The organism is Pyxidicoccus sp. M6 (assembly GCF_055568925.1).
The window spans coordinates 5,053,454-5,072,054 of record NZ_CM145714.1; the positions used below are offsets into that span (position 1 = coordinate 5,053,454).

Consider the following 18,601-nt stretch of genomic DNA (forward strand, 5'->3'; position numbering starts at 1 on the left):
CCTGACCGGCCGCCCGCCTCTCCTGTGAAGGGGAGGGCGCGGCCGGGTCGGGGCGGGGGCCCGAATCAGCTGGCAGCCCCGGTGGGGGCCGCCCAACGAGATTTCGGAGGCAACGTGAAGGACATTTTCAACTTCTTCGAGAAGCCCAAGGACCCGCTGTCGTTCAACGCCATCCGCATCGCGCTGGCGTCGCCCGACAAGATCCGCCAGTGGTCCCATGGCGAGGTGAAGAAGCCCGAGACGATCAACTACCGCACGTTCAAGCCCGAGCGTGACGGCCTCTTCTGCGCCCGCATCTTCGGGCCGGTGAAGGACTACGAGTGCAACTGCGGCAAGTACAAGCGCATGAAGCACCGGGGCGTGGTGTGTGAGAAGTGCGGCGTCGAGGTCATCCAGTCCAAGGTGCGCCGTGAGCGCCTGGGCCACATCACCCTGGCCACGCCGGTGGCCCACATCTGGTTCCTCAAGTCGCTGCCGAGCCGAATCGGCAACCTGCTCGACATCACCCTGAAGGAGCTGGAGAAGGTCCTCTACTGCGAGAGCTACATCGTCCTCGACCCGAAGGCGACGCCGCTGCAGCGCGGCGAGCTCATCAGCGAGGAGAAGATGCACCGGCTCTACCAGGAGCACGGTGAGGACTCCTTCACCGCGGGCATGGGCGGCGAGGCCGTCCGCGAGATGCTCAAGGCGCTGGACGTGGACAAGCTCTCCGAGGAGCTCCGCAAGGACATGCGGGAGACCTCCAGCGAGGCCAAGCGGAAGAAGTACGCCAAGCGACTGAAGGTGGCCGAGGCCTTCCGCATCTCCGGCAACAAGCCCGAGTGGATGATGCTGGACGTGATTCCGGTGATTCCGCCGGACCTGCGCCCGCTCGTTCCCCTCGACGGTGGCCGCTTCGCGACCTCCGACCTGAACGACCTGTACCGCCGCGTCATCAACCGGAACAACCGCCTCAAGCGGCTCCAGGAGCTGAACGCGCCGGACATCATCATCCGCAACGAGAAGCGGATGCTCCAGGAGGCCGTGGACGCGCTGTTCGACAACGGCCGCCGCGGGAAGACCATCACCGGCCCCAACAAGCGGCCGCTGAAGTCCCTCTCGGACATGCTCAAGGGCAAGCAGGGCCGGTTCCGCCAGAACCTGCTCGGCAAGCGCGTGGACTACTCGGGCCGCTCCGTCATCGTGGTGGGCCCCGAGCTGCGCCTGCACCAGTGCGGCCTGCCGAAGATCATGGCCCTCGAGCTGTTCAAGCCGTTCATCTACAACAAGCTCGAAGAGAAGGGCTACGTCACCACCATCAAGTCCGCGAAGAAGATGGTGGAGAAGGAGCGTCCCGAGGTCTGGGACATCCTCGAGGACGTCATCCGCGAGCACCCGGTGCTCCTCAACCGCGCGCCCACGCTGCACCGCCTGGGCATGCAGGCCTTCGAGCCCGTCCTGATTGAAGGCAAGGCCATCCAGCTCCACCCGCTGGTGTGCGCCGCCTTCAACGCGGACTTCGACGGCGACCAGATGGCCGTGCACGTGCCGCTCTCCATCGAGGCTCAGATGGAGGCCCGCGTGCTGATGATGTCCACCAACAACATCCTCAGCCCCGCGAACGGCAAGCCCATCATCGTCCCGACGCAGGACATGGTGCTCGGCATCTACTACATGACCCGCGCCCGCGAGTTCGCCAACGGCGAGGGCCGCATCTTCTCGTCCCCGGACGAGGTGCGCGCCGCGTACGACCACGGCGAGGTGCACCTGCAGGCGAAGGTCGTCTGCCGCATCGACGGCAAGCGCAAGGAGACCACTGTCGGCCGCGTCCTCCTGTGGGAGGTGGTGCCGCGCAAGGTGGGCTTCGACGCCATCAACAAGGTGCTCGACAAGAAGTCGCTCGGCGGCCTCATCGACCTCTGCTACCGCCTCACCGGCGAGAAGGAGACGGTGCTGCTGGCCGACCGCGTCCGCAGCCTCGGCTACTACAACGCCACCCGCGCCGGCATCTCCATCGCGCTCAAGGACATGATCATCCCTGCGAAGAAGCAGGAGTTCCTGGACTACGCGCGCAAGGAGGTCTCCGAAATCGAGAACCAGTACCTCGAGGGCCTCATCACCGACGGTGAGCGCTACAACAAGGTCATCGATATCTGGGCCGAGGTGACGGAGAAGGTCGCCCAGGAGATGATGCAGCAGATCTCCGGCGAGGAGACGACGGGCGAGAAGGACGGCAAGAAGGAGACGCGCAAGCAGCCGTCGTTCAACCCCATCTACATCATGGCCGACTCGGGTGCGCGTGGTAGCGCCCAGCAGATCCGCCAGCTGGCGGGTATGCGCGGCCTGATGGCGAAGCCGTCCGGCGAAATCATCGAGACGCCCATCACGGCCAACTTCCGTGAAGGCCTCTCCGTGCTGCAGTACTTCATCTCCACGCACGGCGCGCGCAAGGGCCTGGCGGACACGGCGCTCAAGACGGCCAACTCCGGTTACCTCACCCGCCGTCTCGTCGACGTGGCGCAGGACGCCATCATCAACGAGTACGACTGCGGCACCATGGACGGCCTCTTCATCGGCGCCCTGGTGGAGGGCGGCGAAATCATCGAGCCGCTCGGCGAGCGCATCCTGGGCCGCGTGGCCCTGGACGACATCCTCGACCCCGTCACGGGCGAGGTGCTGGTGCGCGCCAACGAGGAGATCGACGAGGACCGCGTCCGCCGCATCGAGAACAGCGGCCTGGACAAGGTGAAGATCCGCTCGGTGCTCACGTGCCAGGCCAAGCGCGGCATCTGCGTGGAGTGCTACGGCCGTGACCTGGCCCGCGGCCGCAAGGTGTCCGTGGGTGAGGCGGTCGGCGTCATCGCGGCGCAGTCCATCGGCGAGCCGGGTACCCAGCTCACGATGCGCACCTTCCACATCGGTGGTGCGGCGACGCGGCGCGCGGAGCAGTCCAGCCTGGAGAACCGCTACGCGGGTACCGTGAAGTTCGCGGGCCTCATCACCGTGCAGAAGACGGACGGCACGCTGGTGGCCATGAACCGCAACGGCGAGCTCGTCGTGGTGGACGACTCGGGCCGCGAGCGCGAGCGCTACCAGGTCATCTACGGCGCCCGCATCCTCGTGAAGGAGACCCAGCGCATCGAGGCGGGCACGCTCCTGGCCGAGTGGGACCCGTTCGCCATTCCGCTGCTCACCGAGGTCGGTGGTGTCGTGCGGTACGAGGACATCATCGAAGGCGTCACCATGTCCGAGACGCTGGACGAGGTGACGGGCCTGTCCCGCAAGACGGTCATCGAGTCGAAGGACCCGGAGGCGCGTCCGCGCGTCACCATCCGCGACGCCAATGGCAACGTGAAGGACCTGCCCAGCTCCAGGAACCCGGCGAGCTACTTCCTGCCGCAGGGCTCCATCATCACCGTCAACGACGGCGATGAAATCCACCCGGGCGAGGTCATCGCCAAGGTGCCGCGCGAGACGACGAAGACCAAGGACATCACGGGCGGTCTGCCCCGCGTGGCCGAGCTCTTCGAGGCGCGCAAGCCGAAGGACGCGGCGGCGATTGCGGAAATCGACGGCGTGGTGTCGTTCGGCAAGGACACCAAGGGCAAGCGCAAGCTCATCATCACCCCCGAGGTGAATGGCGAGCAGCGCACCGACCTGGCCAAGGAGTACCTCATCTCCAAGGGCAAGAACATCAGCGTCCACTCCGGCGACCGCGTGAAGGCCGGCGAGGCGATGATGGACGGCGCGGCCAACCCGCACGACATCCTCAAGGTGCTCGGCGAGAAGGAGCTGGCGCGCTACCTGGTGGACGAGGTGCAGGAGGTCTACCGACTCCAGGGCGTGAAGATCAACGACAAGCACATCGAGACCATCGTGCGGCAGATGCTGCGCCGCGTGCGCGTCACCGACGTGGGCGACACCAACTTCCTCGTCGACGAGCAGGTCGAGAAGTGGGTGTTCGAGGAGGAGAACGAGAAGGTCATGTCCGAGGGCAAGCGTCCCGCCGTGGGCGAGCCGCTGCTGCTCGGCATCACCAAGGCCTCGCTCTCCACCGAGTCGTTCATCTCGGCGTCGTCCTTCCAGGAGACCACCAAGGTGCTCACCGAGGCCGCCATCAACGGCAAGGTGGACTACCTGCGCGGCCTCAAGGAGAACGTCATCATGGGCCGGCTCATCCCCGCCGGCACGGGCCTGCCGAACTACAAGCACCTCGACATCGAGGTCGCCAACCCCATCGACGAGGTCAACGAGATGGAGGCCGCCCTCGCCGCCACGCACGGCGACGGCCCCCTCACGCCGCCTCCGGCCCGCCCGGAAGGCACCCAGACGACCGGCGCCGCCTAGTGCCCGCCCGGCCGCCTGAAGGGGCGTCCCGCTGAATCCTGCCGCCGTCCCGGTATTCGTACCGGGGCGGCGGTTTTCTTTTTGTCCGGCCTTTCCCGAATTGTCCTCCGGTCGACTTGACGTTCATGGCGCGGTGCGTTAAATCTGGCGCATCGCTGGATGACGCAGTTGGCTACCGCCCGGTGTCACCGGGAAATCAAAGGGGAGGACGGTATGACCGCGAAGAACGAGACGACCGAGACGAAGACCGAGACCACGCCCGCCACCGAGGCTGCGAAGAGCGGGATTGCGCAGAACGTCGAGACGTTCCTGAAGACGCAGCTCGCCGTGGCGCAGAAGCGCTTCGAGGAGCTGGAGGGTGAGGCCCAGAAGGCGGTGAAGACGCAGCTCGCCGTGGCGCAGAAGCGCTTCGGGGAGCTGGAGGGTGAAGCCCAGAAGGCCGTGAAGACGCTGGAGACGCGCGGCCAGGAGGCGGCGAAGGAGGCCCAGGCGCTGTGGGCGAAGCTGCAGGCCGGTGAGCTGCTGGCGGATCCGCGCGTGAAGGAGCTGCGCGGGAAGGTGGACGCCGCGGGCACCGAGCTGCGCAAGCGCCTGGACGGGCTGCAGACCAAGGTGGTGGAGGCGGTGGGCGTGGCCAGCCAGGCCCAGCTCAAGGACCTCAACAAGGAGCTGGCCAAGCTGTCGCGCAAGGTGGATGCGCTGCTGAAGCCGGTGCGCCGGGTGGGTGGCTCCAAGGCCGCCAACGGCGCCTCGTCGTCGCCGCGCGCCTGAAAACGCCCGGCATTTGACGGTGTGTGTTACCTCCCTTTTCCATGAGTGGATACAGGGAAGGGGAGGTGCGTCATCGTCGTTCCCTTCACGTCGGGGGTGTGCTTACTTCGGCCGTTCCTCGACCCTTCGGGCCTGGGCGGCCCGGCGGAACACTCCCGGAGAGACCCATGGACAACAAGCCCGAGGCCCCCCGAGAGAAGAACCCTGTCGCGGAGACCTTCGAGAAGCTCTGGAGCCAGGCCCTGCTGGCGGTGAACACGGCCGAGGAAGAAGCCTCCCGCGCCGTGCAACGCGTGGCGGCGGTGGCCGGCTGGAGCCAGGAAGAAGTGAAGCGGCAGGCCCGTGAGTTCAGCGAGCGCCTCGCCGGACACCGCAAGGATTTGGAGCACAACGTCGAAGAGCGTGTGCGCCTGGCGCTCACCCGCCTGAAGCTGCCGCGCCGCGAGGAGCTGGCGTCGTTTGGCTCCCGGCTGGACAAGCTCGCCGAGCGCATCCAGGAACTGGAGCAGCGGAAGTGAAGGCCCCCGCCCTCTCGGGCGGGAGGTCTCTGGGTACGCGGTTCTTCGATCATCTCCACGCCCTCAGCTCTGGCTGTTCCCGGCTCCCGCTGCTGGCGGGGGTGGCGCTCGTCGTGTCCGCGCGCCTGGTGCCGCTGTTGGATCAGCGCCAGGTGCAGCCGGTGGTGCCGGAGGTGGTGGCGGCGGAGGCGGCGCCGCCCGAGGCGGAGCTCATCGACGCGGTGCTGGCGCGGCGGGCTCCGGACCTCGGGCTCACGCTGCGCCGGCAGCTCGGGCAGGCCATCGCGGAGGAGGCTCGGAGCACGGGGTATGATCCGCTGCTGATCCTGGCGCTCATCGACGTGGAGTCCGACTTCGAGGAGGAGGCCATCTCCGAGAAGGGCGCCAAGGGGCTGATGCAGATCAAGCCCAGCACGCTGCACTTCCTCGCGGAGAAGGAGGGCCTGCGCCTGTCCCGCGAGGAGGTGACGGCGGATCCCGCCCTCTGTGTGCGGTTGGGCATCCGCTACCTGCGCTCGCTGCAGGAGCGCTTCGGCGGGGATTTGGACCTGGCCCTGATGGCCTACAACGCCGGGCCCACCCGCATCCGCACCGCCATCAAGGAGGGCGACCTGGACCGCTTCCGGCGCTATCCCCGGTTGGTGCGGCGGGACTTCCGGCGCTTCCGCGAGGGCCATGGCCTGGGCGGAGACTGGTCCCTGGCGCAGCGGGAATTGCCGGACGAGCCCGTCCAGCCGTCTCCCTAGCCGAGCCGGCTCCCTGGCTCCTCGCCGGGCAGGTGAATCTCCGGGCGGCCCGGCCGCTCCAACCCGGCACGCGCATGCCTTGTTCCGCTGCCCGGGGTGCGCTAAGCGTTGCAAGTGCCCGGGACTGTTGGAGATTCCGAGGAGAGACCCGCATGAATCGCCTGCTTCGGAGCGCCGCTCTTGCCGCCGTGCTGGCCGTGGCTCCCACGGGAGCCCTCGCCGGCTCCGTGTACCTCAACGGCGTGAAGATTGACGGTGTCACCAACCAGAAGTTCGAGAAGGCCACCGTCCGCATCGACGAGGCCGGCAACATCTACATCGACGCGCCCGGCTATGCGGCCCGCGTGACGACGGTGACGCCAGCCGCGCCCGCGGCTCCCACGCCCCAGGCCGGGGCTCCCACGGCGGCGCCCCAGGCGGTGGCTCCTACGGCTCCGTATCCGGGCTCCGTGGCCCCCGCGTCTGGCGCCGCCCCGGCTCAGTACCCGGGCTCCGTGGCCCCCGCGTCTGGCGCCGCCCCGGCTCAGTACCCGGGCTCCGTGGCCCCCGCGTCTGGCACGGCCCCCGCGCAGTACCCCGCGGCGTCGGGTGCCGCGGCCGCACCTGGCGCGGTGGCTCCGGCGACGGCCCCGGTGGCCCCCGCGCCCGCGGTGCCGGGGCGCATCACCCAGCGCTACTGGCTGGTGACGGAGCAGTCGGTGCCGGGCATGGCCGAGTACGACATCGACGTCTTCGTCAACTCCAAGTGGCTGCGGAAGCTGCGCGGCAACGAGGACCAGGTGGTGGCGGACATCACCCGCAACCTCCAGCCCGGAGCGAACACGGTGACGCTGATTGCCCGGAAGGTCTCCTCCGGGAGCCGGCGTAGCAATTCGCCCGCGCACACGTTCCGGGTCATCATTGGCGAGGGCAACGAGGGCGGGGGCAACGTGATGATCGACAACCCGCTCATCCACTTCCAGAAGACGGCCGCGGACACCCAGGACGCCACCCAGGAGTTCACCCTCACCACGCGCTGAAGGCCGCGGGCGACGGGTAACGGAGACACCATCGTGTTCAACCTCGACGAGCGCTACCGGGGCCTGCCCGCCACGCGGGAGCAGATACTGGCGCTGCACATCTCCCTCAATACGCCGCACGTGGCCATTCCGGGCAAGCAGGCCGGCCCGGCGCAGGCCTTCGTCGTGGGCATCCGCGGAGGGCAGGGCGCCGCCGTCTTCGTCTACCTGTACCTGGCCGAGGCCGCCGACTGCGCGGTGTACCTCTCCGGCCGCCGCAACATGACGGGCGACGAGTACCGCGAGGACGAGGGGGACGCGCTGGCCTTCGTGGAGTCGCTCGGCTTCATGATGGATGACGCCAACTGGCGCGCCGCGCCGCCCACCCAGCAGGACGAGTGGCTCAAGACGCTGCCCGTGTTCTTCAAGGACCCCAAGCTCGTGCCCGCCGTGGTGGCGCGCGCCGAGGAGAAGAAGAACGTCACCACCACCCTGGGCCGCTTCCTCGCCGCCTTCTGAGTTCCCCCGTTCCTCCCTCCGCAAGAGAATCCACCGCCCCCATGTCCCGCCTCGCCCTCGCGTCCTGCTCGCTCGCGCTCCTGCTGGTCTCCGCCGGCTGTGCCCACACCCCCTCGGAGAAGGAGCGCCGCAGCGCGGAGATCCACTATGACCTGGCCATCCAGGCGCAGCAGCAGGGCAGCATGCAGGACGCCGTGCGCGAATTGAAGCTGTCGCTGGAGAACGACCCGGACTACCCGGAGGCCAACAACGCCATGGGCATCCTGCTGCACCTGGCGTTCCGCCGGCCGGAGGAGGCCGTGGGCCACTACGAGCGCGCCCTGAAGGTGCGCCCGTCCTTCTCCGAGGCCCGCAACAACCTGGCCAACGTGCACCTGGACCAGGGCCGCTACGACGAGGCCATCAAGCTCTACGAGCAGGTCCTCAACGACATGCTCTACCCGACGCCCTTCATCGCCCAGGGCAACATGGGCTGGGCCTACTACAAGAAGGGTGAAACGCAGCGCGCCCTGGAGAGCATCAAGGCGGCGGTGACGACCAACCCGTCCTTCTGCATGGGCTACAAGAATCTGGGTCTCATCTACGACGAGACGGGCCAGACGGACGATGCGTGCCGCAACTTCACCCGCTACCGGGAGAGCTGCCCGGAGGTGGCGGACGCGTACATGCGTGAGGGCGTGTGCGCGGCGAAGCAGGGCCAGGCGGACGTGGCGAAGCAGGCCTTCGCCGGGTGCGAGGCGAAGGCAAAGCCCGCTGAACAACAGCTCAAGGATGACTGCCGGAGGTTGCTGGAAAAGCTCTAGCCGGTTGGCTATCTGGACGCCTGTGGACCACGTCGAATTCGGCAAGTACCTCAGCCAGCAGAGAGAGCTTCGGGGCCTGTCGCGCGATGACGTCGCGCGGGAGACGAAGATTCCTCCCACCCTCATCGCGGCCCTGGAGGCCGGACAGGTGGAGCGGCTGCCCTCGCGCATCTTCGTGGTGAACTACATCAAGGCGTACGCGAGCGTCATCGGCATGTCCCCCGAGGAGGCGGTGCTCCGCTACGAGGAGGTGGACAAGTCGGTGCCGGCGCCGTCGCCGGCGCAGCTCGAGCAGGAGCGGCGCAAGCGGGCGTACATGGGCTTGTCGGTGGCGGTGGTGGTCCTGCTGCTGGGCGTGTACCTGTTCCTCGTGCTGAGCGGGAAGCTTCCCTCTCCGCTCGCGCGTTGAATCCATCCTATGGAGCGTTTCGACGACGACGCGCTCGTGCTGTCCACCATGGACTACGGGGAGACGGACCGTCTCGTCACCCTGCTGACGCGTGAGCACGGGAAGCTGACGGCCTTCGCCGCCGGGGCGCGCAAGAGCAAGCGCCGCTTCGCGGGCGCGCTGGAGCCCTTCATGCGGCTTCGCGTGCACATCGTCGAGACGCGCGGCAGCACCGTGCGGCTGGACTCGGCGGACATCGTCTCGGGCTACTACGCGGCGCGGGAGGACCTGTCCCTCATCGCCCGCGCGCTGTACGCGGTGGAGCTGTGCCGCGAGCTGACCCGCGACCACGAGCCGCACCCGGAGCTCTTCGTGCTGCTGGAGGAGTACCTCGCGCGCCTGGACGCGAAGGAGGCGGGCCCCACGTCGCTGCTCGCCTTCGAGCTGAACGCGCTGGCGCATGCGGGGCTGATGCCGCGCTTCGACTCGTGCTCGTTGTGCGGCGGCGAGCCTGGCGAGCGCCCCCGCTTCGACCAGGCCCACGGCGGCGCGGTGTGCGAGCCGTGCGGTAGCCGGGCCCGCGAGTCGGTGGCGGTGCCGGTGGCGCTGCTGTCCGGCCTGCGCGCCTTGCAGGAGGGCCAGCGCACGCCGCTGCCCGCGGACCTGCGCGCGCGGGCGCGGAGCCTGCTCAACGTGTTCATCTCCCACCACCTCGGCCGGCGCCTCAAGAGCGTGGACTTCATGGCCCAGGTGGGCCTCGACTGACGACGAACGGCGTTCGCGGAGGAGCCATGAGCGAGGGGACGGTGCCGCCGCTGGACGTGGTGTGCTTCGGCGAGACGTTGGTGGACTTCCTCCCGTCGGCCCCGGGTCAGCGCGTGCGCGACGTGCCCGCGTGGCACCCGGCCACGGGCGGCTCTCCGGCCAATGTCGCGGTGGGACTGGCTCGGCTGGGCCTGAGGCCGGCGATTCTGGGCGTGGTGGGCTCGGATGAGTTCGGCCACTTCCTGCGCGAGCGCCTCGCCTCCGAGGGCGTGGACGTGAGTCACCTGCGCCAGACGGACGAGGCCCGCACCGGGCTGGTGTTCATCTCGCTGGACGCGCGCGGGGAGCGCAGCTTCACGTACTTCCGCACGCGCTCGGCGGAGTTCCTGCTCGGCGACGCGGACGTGGACCCGGGTTTCCTGCTGCGAGCGAAGGCCGTGCACTGCGGCTCCAATTCGTTACACAGGCAGGAGGCTCGCGAGGCCACGGTGCGCATGATGACGCTGGCGCGCGACGCGGGCCGCATCGTGAGCTGCGACCCCAACCTGCGCCTGCACGCGTGGGAGGACCCGCGCGAGCTGAAGGGGCTCCTCGGGCGGATGCTGCCGCTGTGCACCGTGGTGAAGCTCTCCGAGGAGGAGATTGGCTTCGCCACCGGGACGGACGCGCCGGAGGAGGCACTGGCTCGGCTGTCCGCGCTCGGGGTGCTGCTGCCGGTGGTGACGCTGGGCGAGCGGGGCGCGGTGCTGCTCTGGAAGGGCGAGCGCATCCACGTGCCCGCGCCGCGCGTGACGGTGCTGGACACCACGGGCGCCGGAGATGGCTTCGTGGCGGCGCTGCTGCACGGACTGGTGCGGTGGTACGGCGACGCGCGGACACTGGCGTCGGCCTCGCGCGAGGAATTGACGGCGCTGACCACCTTCGCCTGCGACGTGGGCTCGCGGGTGGTGCAGCGCTTCGGCGCGGTGGACGGACTGCCGCGCGCGGAGGAACTGGCGGCGGTCATGCCCTCGCGCCCGCCCACGTCCCGCTGAGGGAGACGGGCGGGCTGCGAGTCCCCGAGGCTATTCGGGGGTGATGCGCGCGACGACGCTGCTCGCCTGGCCGTAGTCCGTCACCGGGCCCGCGCCGAAGTCCACGGTGCCTGACAGTCGGCCCCAGAGGACGGCGTCACGCGTGCCCGCGGCGGCGACGCGGAAGGCGGCCTGGCTGTTGGAGTCGCCGAAGCCACGGCTCCAGAGCGCCTGTCCGGAGCGGCTCAGCTTCGCCACGAAGATGTCGTCGCCACCGGCGCTCACCAGCGGGCCGGCGCCGAAGTCCACCGTGCCCTGGAAGGCGCCGGTGACGAGCACGTTGCCCGCTGGGTCCAGCGCCACGTCGAAGCCCCAATCGTCGCCAGGGCCGCCGAAGCCCTGGCTCCAGCGGTGGTTGCCGGCGCCGTCCAGCGAGACGGCGAACACGTCCATGCCCGAGGCCACGAGTGAGCTTCCGCCGAAGTTCACCTTGCCCTGGAAGGCGCCCGCGCCCACGAGGTTGCCCGCGGCGTCCGCGGCGATGCGCCACGTCGTCTGATTCTGGTGCGCGCCGAAGCTCTTCGCCCACTGCGGCTCGCCGCGACGGTCCAGCTTGAGCACGTACGCGTTGAAGCCGGCGTCGGAGACCAGCGTGCTGCTACCGAAGCGGATGGCATTCATGAAGCCGCCGCTCACGAAGACGTTGCCCCGGCCGTCGACGGCGAGCGCGCCCAGGCCGCTCGTGCCCGCGTCGTAGGCCGTGTGCCACTCCGCGCGGCCGTGCGAGTCGAGGCGCGCCACGAACTGGTCCGAAGCGCCCTCCGCCTGCACGGGCCCGTCACCGAAGTCGATGACGCCGGCGAAGTAGCCGGTGATGAACACGTCACCACCGGGGCCCACGGCGAGGCCGCCAATCTGCTGCTGCCCTCCGTCGCCGAAGCAGCGGCTCCAGAGGTGCCCACCGTTGGCGTCGAGCTTCGCCACGAAGGCGCGCGGGTTGCCCGGCGCGCCGGGGCAGGGGAGGGCGCCACCGCCGAAGTCGAGCTCGCCCCAGAAGTCACCGCTGATGACGACGTTGCCCGCGGCGTCCACCGCGATGCTGGTGGCCTGCTGATAGTTGAAGTCCCCGAAGCGCTTGCTCCAGAGGAGCTGGCCGTGCGGGTCGAAGCGCGCCACCACGACGTCGCTGTTGGACGTGCCCAGAATCGCGGCGTGCCCGTCCGGCTGCACGGCGAGGTCGCCAAAGCCGTCGATGCCGCTGAATGGCGTGCTCCATACGCGGGCACCCGGGAGCTCGGAGGACTGTTGTTGGGAGGGCGCCTCCCGAGGCGCGTCAGCTTCAGGCGCGGGGCCCGCACAGCCCGTGGCGGCGGCTGCGAGGAGGACCGCGGAACCCAGGAAACGAGAGGTCTTGTGCATGGCGGGAACCCTAGGAAAGCCTGGATATCGCGTGCAAGGACGCGAGAGGGTGGTTCCGTCATCTCGTGCACGACGCGGGTTCGGTGCTCGCTGCGCGCGTGGGTTCGGCTCACTCCGCGAGTCCGGCGCTCGCCGTGCGCGTGGGGCCGCTCACCCGCCGCATGCTGACGAACTCCCAGTTCGCGGACCGCAGCGGCCTCTCGCCGAGCGCGCTGCGCTTGAGGATTGCGGTCCGGCGCCACTGAGCCAGTCGAAACTTCAGCACATGGGTCATTCCAGGTGTGCAGGCAGACGCGCAACGGGGCTCGTCCCGAGGGGCCCGGGGATGGAAGGATGGGAGCCATGGCCGCCCAGCCCGCTCCACGCCCCGCTCCCGAGGATGAGGCCCCGGCTCCCGCCTCGCTGTCGCTGCTGAGCATCCCCGGCGACACACCCGAGGACGCGGACACGTACTGGCTGCGCGAGGTGTACCAGGGGGACCGCGTCCCGCAACTCACCCTGCGCGCCGTGCTGCTGGGCAGCGTCATCGGCGCCGCCACCTGCGCCACCAACCTCTACGCGAGCCTCAAGCTGTCCGTGGCCTTTCCCATCGCCATCACGGCCGCGCTGCTCGCGCATGCGTCGCACGGGGCGCTGCGCAGGCTCGCGCCCGGTGTCTCGGGGGCTCCGCTGTCTCCGCTGGAGACGTGCTGCGCGCAGGCGGTGGCGTCGTCCGCGGGCTATGCCACCGGTGGCGCGCTCATCTCCGTGCAGGGCGCGTGGCTGCTGACCACCGGGAGTCATCCTCCGGGGTGGGCGCTGCTCGCGTGGACCCTGCTCCTGTCGGCGCTGGGCGTCTTCTTCGCGGTGCCGCTCAAGCGCCGGCTCGTGGACCATGAGCAGCTTCCGTTCGCCACGGGCACCGCTGCCGCCGTCACCATCCGCGCGCTGCACTCACCCGGCGGCGAGGCCCGGCCGGGCACGCGCCTGCTCGGCCTCGGCGGACTGGTGGCGGGGCTCGTCACCCTGGGCCGCGAGGGGCTTGGACGCATTCCGTATTCATTCCCATTCGCCGGTGCGCTGGGGGGCATGCCGCTGGAGCGCCTCGGCTTCGCGCTGGATACGAGCCTTCTTCCGATTGGCGGTGGCGCGCTGCTCGGACTGCGCCTCACCGCTTCGTGGTTTCTGGGCGCGGTGCTCATCCACGGCATCGTGGCTCCGCGCGTGTTCGCGGCGGGGTTGCTTCCTGCCGATGGAGATTTCCTCGGGTGGAGTCTCTGGCCCGGCGCGGCCGCGCTGACCACCGCGTCGTTGCTGCACTTCATCCTGGACGGCCAGGTGCTGGGGCGCGCGTTGCGAGGTCTCTTCTCCGGCCGTCGCGCGGCTCCGCACCCGGTGGATGCGTTGCAGGTTCCGGGACGCTGGGTACTCGCGGGTGTGGCCGTGCTGACTCCCGCCATCCTCGCGCTGGCGCACTCCGCCTTCGGTGTGCCGTTGCCGCATGCGGCGCTCGCGGTGGCGCTCTCGTTCGTGCTGTGCCTCATCGCCTGCCGCGTCACCGGTGAGACGGATGCCACTCCGGTGGGGCCGCTCCAGCAGGTGACGCAGGTCACCTTCGGTGTGTTGCTGCCTCGCAACGTCGAGGCCAACCTCGCCACCGCGGGCATCACCGTCAATGCGGCGTCCTCCGCCGCGGACCTGCTCAGCGACCTCAAGACGGGGCACCTGCTCGGAGCCCATCCGCGACGGCTGTTCCTCGCGCAGTTGTTCGGCTGTGTGGTGGGAGCGGCGGCCATCGTTCCGCTGTTCTTCCTGCTCGTGCCGGACCGCTCCGTGCTGGGCAGCGCGCGCTTCCCCGCGCCCGTTGCCGAAGTGACGGCGGGCATGGCGAAGGTGCTGTCCACGGGTCTCGGCAGCCTGGAGCCCTCCACGCGGATGGCCATGCTGTGGGCCGCGTTGCTCGCCGCGGTCCTCACCCTGGCGGAGCGGCTGCTGCCCGAGCGTGCGCGACAGTGGGTGCCGTCGCCCCTGGGCATGGGTCTGGCCTGTCTGGTGTCGGCCTCCACCTCGTTGGGTTTCTTCCTGGGCGCACTTTGCGCGGCCGTGACGCGACGCGTGCGTCCCTCCTCGGAGGGTGGAGTGGTGACGTTCGCCGCGGGCCTCATCGCGGGTGAAGGCCTGGTGGGCGTCGGCATCGTCCTGGTCCGAGCGCTCTGGTAACCTGGGACTCCGCCCATGCGCTGTCCGGTCTGCCACCGACGCGTCGCCACTGGAGCGGCGTGTCCTGTGCACGGTCAGCGGCCCTCGCCCGGACCTTCCGTCGAGCCGCTGCCGCTCGCGGACGTGCCCGGACTGACAGGTGCGGCCATGCTGGGCCGGGGCGGCTTCTCCCACGTCTTCACCGCGTACCGCGACGAGGACGGACGCGAGGTGGCCCTCAAGCTCGGCCTCGGGCCGCACCATGAGCGCTTCGCTCGCGAGGCCGCGGCGCTGCGGCGTGTAGGCCCGCCCACCGCACCCGAGCTGCTTCAACATGGCACCACGCGCGGCCGGCCGTTCCTGGTGCTGGAGCACCTGCGTGGGCAGACGCTCGCCGCGTGGATGGCCGCGCTGCCCGGGACGGGGGCTGCGTCCGTGTCGCACGTGCGGGAACTACTTAGTGGCCTGTGCGCAGCCGTGGAGCGCGTCCACGCCATGGGGCTGGCCCACCGCGACCTCAAGCCGGAGAACATCTTCCTGCGCGAAGGCGGTGCGCTCAGCCTGCTCGACTTCGGCCTCGCGCGGTTTCTCGATGAGCCCGGGGACAGTGCCGCGCCGGATGTGGAGGCTCCGGGCTTCACGCCCGTGGGCCAGCGCCTGGGCACGCCCATCTACATGTCGCCCGAGCTGTGCCTGGACGCGCGTGAAGCGGGGACCGCCGCGGACATCTACGCGCTCGGTGTTCTCCTGTTCGAGCTGCTCACGGGAGCTCCGCCCTTCACCGGAGGCTCGGAGGAAATCCGCCACGGGCACGTGAGCCTTCGGCCACCGCGAGTCTCGGAGCGCGCGAGCGTGCCGGTCGCGCTCGATGAGGTGCTGCGCAGGTGTCTCGCCAAGTCACCCACGGAGCGCTTCGCGCGGGCCTCCGAAGTGCTCGCCGCCTTCGATGCCGCCTGTCGCGAGGAGGCTCCCGAGACGGGGACTGTTCCGTCAGTCGTCACTCCCGTGGCGGTGCTTCCTGCCTCGGCGACGGGGTTTCGGCCCGTGGCGTTGCTCGGCGTGCATGCGAGCCTGGCCGTGGATTCACTGCTCGCGATGGTCGAGCCACATGGAGGCTCGCTCGCGCGGGTCCATTCGCGTGGCTATGTCGTCGCCTTCTCCGAGTCGCACTCCGCCGAAGCGAACCTGCGGGCCGGGGCGCTCGTCGCGAGGCGTTTGGTGGAGGAGGGCAGGGCTGGCGCGGTCCTCCACCTCGCGGAGCTGTACGTGTACCCGGGGGCCACGACCACGCGTGTCGCGGGTTCGGCGCTCGAAGCCCTCGGGGACTGGTGGCCCGAGGACCTCGCGGTCGGAGAGGCCGGTGTCACTCCCGCTGCCGCCTCGCGCCTCGGGCCCGGTGCGACGGAGCCCGCGGTTGCTGGAGCCTCGAGTCATGGCGACGAGAGCCTGCGCCTGCGCCTCCATGACGGTGGTGCTTCCACGTCCTCATCCGAAGCACCTCCGCTGTCGGGCCGCGACGCCATGGTGGATGCGCTGGCCGCGGAGGCCGCGCGGTGTCTCGACGAGGAGGTGCCCGGCCTCTGTGTCCTCGCGGGTGAGGTGGGCCACGGCAAGTCACGGCTCATCGACGCGCTGGCGGCGCGGTTCGAAAGGGAAGGGCGCGCGTGGGTGGTGCGCGTGCAGGCGCCATCGCCGGATGCCGTGAAGCAGGAGCCGCTGCACGACGCGCTGATGTCCTCCCTCGCGAACATGCCGTCCTGGGCGGACAGCGGAGCGGCGCATGGAGGCTCACCTGTTTCAGTCGCGCCTGCCTTCGTGTCATTGAGGCCGTCGGCGGCCGCGAGCATCAATGGACGTGAAGCCCTGCCCCCGCTGCTTCGTCCCCGTGGCGCTCCGCCTCTCGCGGATGCGCGTCATTTCATCGCGCGTGTTCTCGCCGAAGAGCTCCACCACCGTGCGCGGCAGGCACCCCTCGTGGTGCTGGTGGACGATGGTCACCTCGCGGACCCCATCAGCCTCGATGCACTGGAGGTAGCCACCCTCGCCGGCACCCAGGCGCCGCTGTGGATCTGCATCGCCGCGCGCCCCGCGCTGCTGGGCCTGCGTCCGCACCTCGGCGAGCGCAGTGCCCGCGTCTCGCACCACGCGCTGCCTCCGCTGTCGCCCGAAGCGAGCCGCGCGCTCCTGCTGCGATTGCTGCGACCCGCTGAGCACATTCCCGAGCCTGTGCTCGCGCGACTGGAACAGCTCGCGCAGGGCGTTCCGCTCTCCCTCGTGGAGTTGGCCGGTGCGCTCCGGGCAGCAGGGGCGCTGCGCACGTCTCCCGGTGGCGGCTGGTACGTCGCTCCCGACGCGTTGTTGGACGTCTCCATCACGCCCCTCTTCGAGCGCCTCGCCGCGCGCGCACTCGCCGGTCTTCCCGAGGCACATCGCGTGCTCGCGAGGCTGTGCGCCGTGCTCGGCACGGAGGTGGAGGTGGCTCGCGTGGACGCGGCGCTGCACCACCTCGAGCCCAACGAGGAGACCGAGCGCGTGCTCTCCCTCGATGCGGGCATGGGGCTCCAGCGGCTCGCGCGCGCGGGGCTGCTCCGCCCCACCGGTCCGGGACGCTTCTCCTTCCGGCACCCGCTCCTGCGCGAAGCCCTGGAGGCACTGCTTCCTCCACTCGCCCGTCGTGCCCTGCACGCCGCCGCGCTCCGTGCCACACCCACCGAGGGCCTGGCCGAGCGCCGCCGCCGCGCGCACCACGCCGCCGCCTGCGGCGCTCACGAGGAAGCCACCGCCACGTTCCTCGCCCTGGCCGAGGAGGCCCGCCGCGCCCACCTCTCCGTCGAGGCCGAGCAGCACTACACCCGCGCGCTCGCGCTGCTCCCCGAGGGGGACGGAGAGCGTCGCGCTCGTGCGCTCGCGGGACGTGGGCGCGTGCGGCACCGGCTGCAGCGCTTTCGCGAAGGCCTCGCGGACCTGGCCGCCGCGCGTGTGCTGGCCGAGTCACGCAAGGACGTGGCCCTTCAAGTCGACCTGCTGCTGGAGGAGGCCACCGCGCGCGACTGGATGGAGGACGTGGAGGGCTCCACCGTCTGCACTCGCGAGGCGCTGGAGCGAATCGAGCAGCTCGATGACCCGCGCCTCTCCCTGCGCTGCACCCTGGCCCGAGGTCGGCTGCACGTGCGTCAGGGAGAGTGGGGCGCGGCGGCGCGCGTCCTCTCCTCGGCGGTGGAGGGCGCGGAGCGTGCCCGGGACCACGAGACACTGGTCGTCTCCGGCGCACTGCTCGGCTCGGCGCTGACCTTCCTCGACCGCACGGAGGAGGCCGCCGAGCGATTCAATGAAGCGATGACCCGCTGCGAGGAGGCCGGCGATGCGCTCCACCTCGCCGCCACGCTCATCAACCGCGTGCTGCTCTGGCTGCGGCTGGGAGACGTGGGCCGCATGGAGCAGGACCTCCGGCGCGCCATGGCTGTGGGCCGAGAGCTGGGCCACGCGCAGGTGGAGCGCTGGTCCACCTTCAACCTCGCGGAGGTGCTCTACATGCGAGGCCGCCTCGAAGAAGCACTGCCGCTCGCCCGCCGCGTCCACGAGCTGGGCGTGCGCTTCTTCCGCGAGCACCCCGTCCCCGTGGACGCGCTGCTCCTCGCGCGCATCGGCGCGGCGAGCGGCGACCTCGCCGAGGCCGAGCGGCAGCTCCGGTGGATTGAGTCGCACTGCCCCCCGGAGTCCCTGCCGCCCACCGCCGTCATGCGCAGGCTCGTGGAGCTCCAGGTGCGTGAGGCCTCGTCCGGAGTCGCGGCTCCGGATTCACAGGCCTGGCAGGCGCTCGCGGAGGATGCGGACACCTACGCCTCGGAGGATGAGAAGGCGGAAATCCTCCTCCAGGCCGCCCGGAGCGCGCTCCAGTCCGGACGCGCCGGGGCGGCCCGGACCTGGCTGGAGCGGGCCGAGCGCGCCGTGGAGGGCGCTCCCCTGTGGCGTCCCCGCCTGGAGTCATTGAGGGCCTCGCTGTGGGCCGTGTAGCGCGAAACGTCACAACTCCCCGCGCTTGTGACGTTCCGCGCTACAGCCGGCCGGGGCTCAGCGAGGTGTTCCCGGTGAGTCGAGGTTTTCCGGAGGCTGGCTCGGCACGTGCTTGCTCCAGGACATCCCGTCATCTCCCACCG

Annotated in this window: 14 protein-coding genes; 12 read left to right on the plus strand and 2 right to left on the minus strand. The window is 70.1% G+C overall.

Annotation, left to right across the window (positions count from 1 at the left end):
* The first annotated feature begins 114 nt into the window (after positions 1 to 114).
* The 10 genes from rpoC to ACVTJA_RS20190 all read left to right on the plus strand — a co-directional run bounded on the left by rpoC (position 115) and on the right by ACVTJA_RS20190 (position 10,868).
* Positions 115 to 4,326 (plus strand): DNA-directed RNA polymerase subunit beta', encoded by a 4,212-nt coding sequence (gene rpoC / locus ACVTJA_RS20145; RefSeq protein ID WP_465838349.1) that lies wholly within the window; start codon positions 115 to 117, stop codon positions 4,324 to 4,326.
* Positions 4,327 to 4,539: 213 nt separating this feature from the next.
* Positions 4,540 to 5,097, plus strand: coding sequence for a hypothetical protein (locus tag ACVTJA_RS20150; RefSeq protein WP_465838351.1), 558 nt, complete (start codon positions 4,540 to 4,542; stop codon positions 5,095 to 5,097).
* A 167-nt stretch (positions 5,098 to 5,264) separates the two neighbouring features.
* A complete protein-coding gene (locus ACVTJA_RS20155) occupies positions 5,265 to 5,615 on the plus strand; it encodes a phasin family protein (RefSeq protein ID WP_465838353.1) in 351 nt (116 codons plus the stop codon).
* Positions 5,612 to 6,361 (plus strand): lytic transglycosylase domain-containing protein, encoded by a 750-nt coding sequence (locus ACVTJA_RS20160; RefSeq protein WP_465838355.1) that lies wholly within the window; start codon positions 5,612 to 5,614, stop codon positions 6,359 to 6,361. Before ACVTJA_RS20155 ends, ACVTJA_RS20160 begins: the two co-directional genes overlap by 4 nt.
* A gap of 152 nt (positions 6,362 to 6,513) precedes the next feature.
* The gene (locus ACVTJA_RS20165; protein ID WP_465838357.1) at positions 6,514 to 7,380 is read left to right on the plus strand and encodes a hypothetical protein; all 867 of its coding nucleotides are present in this window, start codon (positions 6,514 to 6,516) and stop codon (positions 7,378 to 7,380) included.
* A 33-nt stretch (positions 7,381 to 7,413) separates the two neighbouring features.
* Positions 7,414 to 7,878 (plus strand): social motility and stimulation tgl protein, encoded by a 465-nt coding sequence (locus tag ACVTJA_RS20170; RefSeq protein ID WP_465838358.1) that lies wholly within the window; start codon positions 7,414 to 7,416, stop codon positions 7,876 to 7,878.
* A 41-nt stretch (positions 7,879 to 7,919) separates the two neighbouring features.
* Positions 7,920 to 8,681 (plus strand): social motility TPR repeat lipoprotein Tgl, encoded by a 762-nt coding sequence (tgl, locus tag ACVTJA_RS20175; RefSeq protein WP_465838360.1) that lies wholly within the window; start codon positions 7,920 to 7,922, stop codon positions 8,679 to 8,681.
* 22 nt (positions 8,682 to 8,703) lie between these two features.
* Complete coding sequence (locus tag ACVTJA_RS20180) at positions 8,704 to 9,090, plus strand: helix-turn-helix domain-containing protein (RefSeq protein ID WP_465838362.1); 387 nt, start codon at positions 8,704 to 8,706, stop codon at positions 9,088 to 9,090.
* 9 nt (positions 9,091 to 9,099) lie between these two features.
* A complete protein-coding gene (gene recO, locus ACVTJA_RS20185; protein WP_465838364.1) occupies positions 9,100 to 9,834 on the plus strand; it encodes a DNA repair protein RecO in 735 nt (244 codons plus the stop codon).
* Positions 9,835 to 9,860: 26 nt separating this feature from the next.
* A complete protein-coding gene (locus ACVTJA_RS20190; protein ID WP_465838366.1) occupies positions 9,861 to 10,868 on the plus strand; it encodes a carbohydrate kinase family protein in 1,008 nt (335 codons plus the stop codon).
* Between the two features lie 30 nt (positions 10,869 to 10,898).
* Here ACVTJA_RS20190 and ACVTJA_RS20195 read toward each other — a convergent pair whose 3' ends face one another.
* Positions 10,899 to 12,266: a hypothetical protein gene (locus ACVTJA_RS20195; protein WP_465838367.1), complete on the minus strand. Its 1,368-nt coding sequence runs from the start codon at positions 12,264 to 12,266 to the stop codon at positions 10,899 to 10,901.
* Positions 12,267 to 12,608: 342 nt separating this feature from the next.
* Here ACVTJA_RS20195 and ACVTJA_RS20200 point away from each other — a divergent pair, with 342 nt between their 5' ends.
* Positions 12,609 to 14,465: an OPT family oligopeptide transporter gene (locus ACVTJA_RS20200; protein ID WP_465838369.1), complete on the plus strand. Its 1,857-nt coding sequence runs from the start codon at positions 12,609 to 12,611 to the stop codon at positions 14,463 to 14,465.
* A 74-nt stretch (positions 14,466 to 14,539) separates the two neighbouring features.
* Here the strand turns inward: ACVTJA_RS20200 and ACVTJA_RS20205 are convergent, their stop codons facing one another.
* The gene (locus tag ACVTJA_RS20205; RefSeq protein WP_465840781.1) at positions 14,540 to 14,686 is read right to left on the minus strand and encodes a hypothetical protein; all 147 of its coding nucleotides are present in this window, start codon (positions 14,684 to 14,686) and stop codon (positions 14,540 to 14,542) included.
* Between ACVTJA_RS20205 and ACVTJA_RS20210 the strand changes: the two genes are divergently transcribed.
* Complete coding sequence (locus ACVTJA_RS20210; RefSeq protein WP_465840458.1) at positions 14,616 to 18,458, plus strand: serine/threonine-protein kinase; 3,843 nt, start codon at positions 14,616 to 14,618, stop codon at positions 18,456 to 18,458. The two genes, ACVTJA_RS20205 and ACVTJA_RS20210, sit on opposite strands and share 71 nt — an antisense overlap.
* Positions 18,459 to 18,601 lie beyond the last annotated feature (143 nt).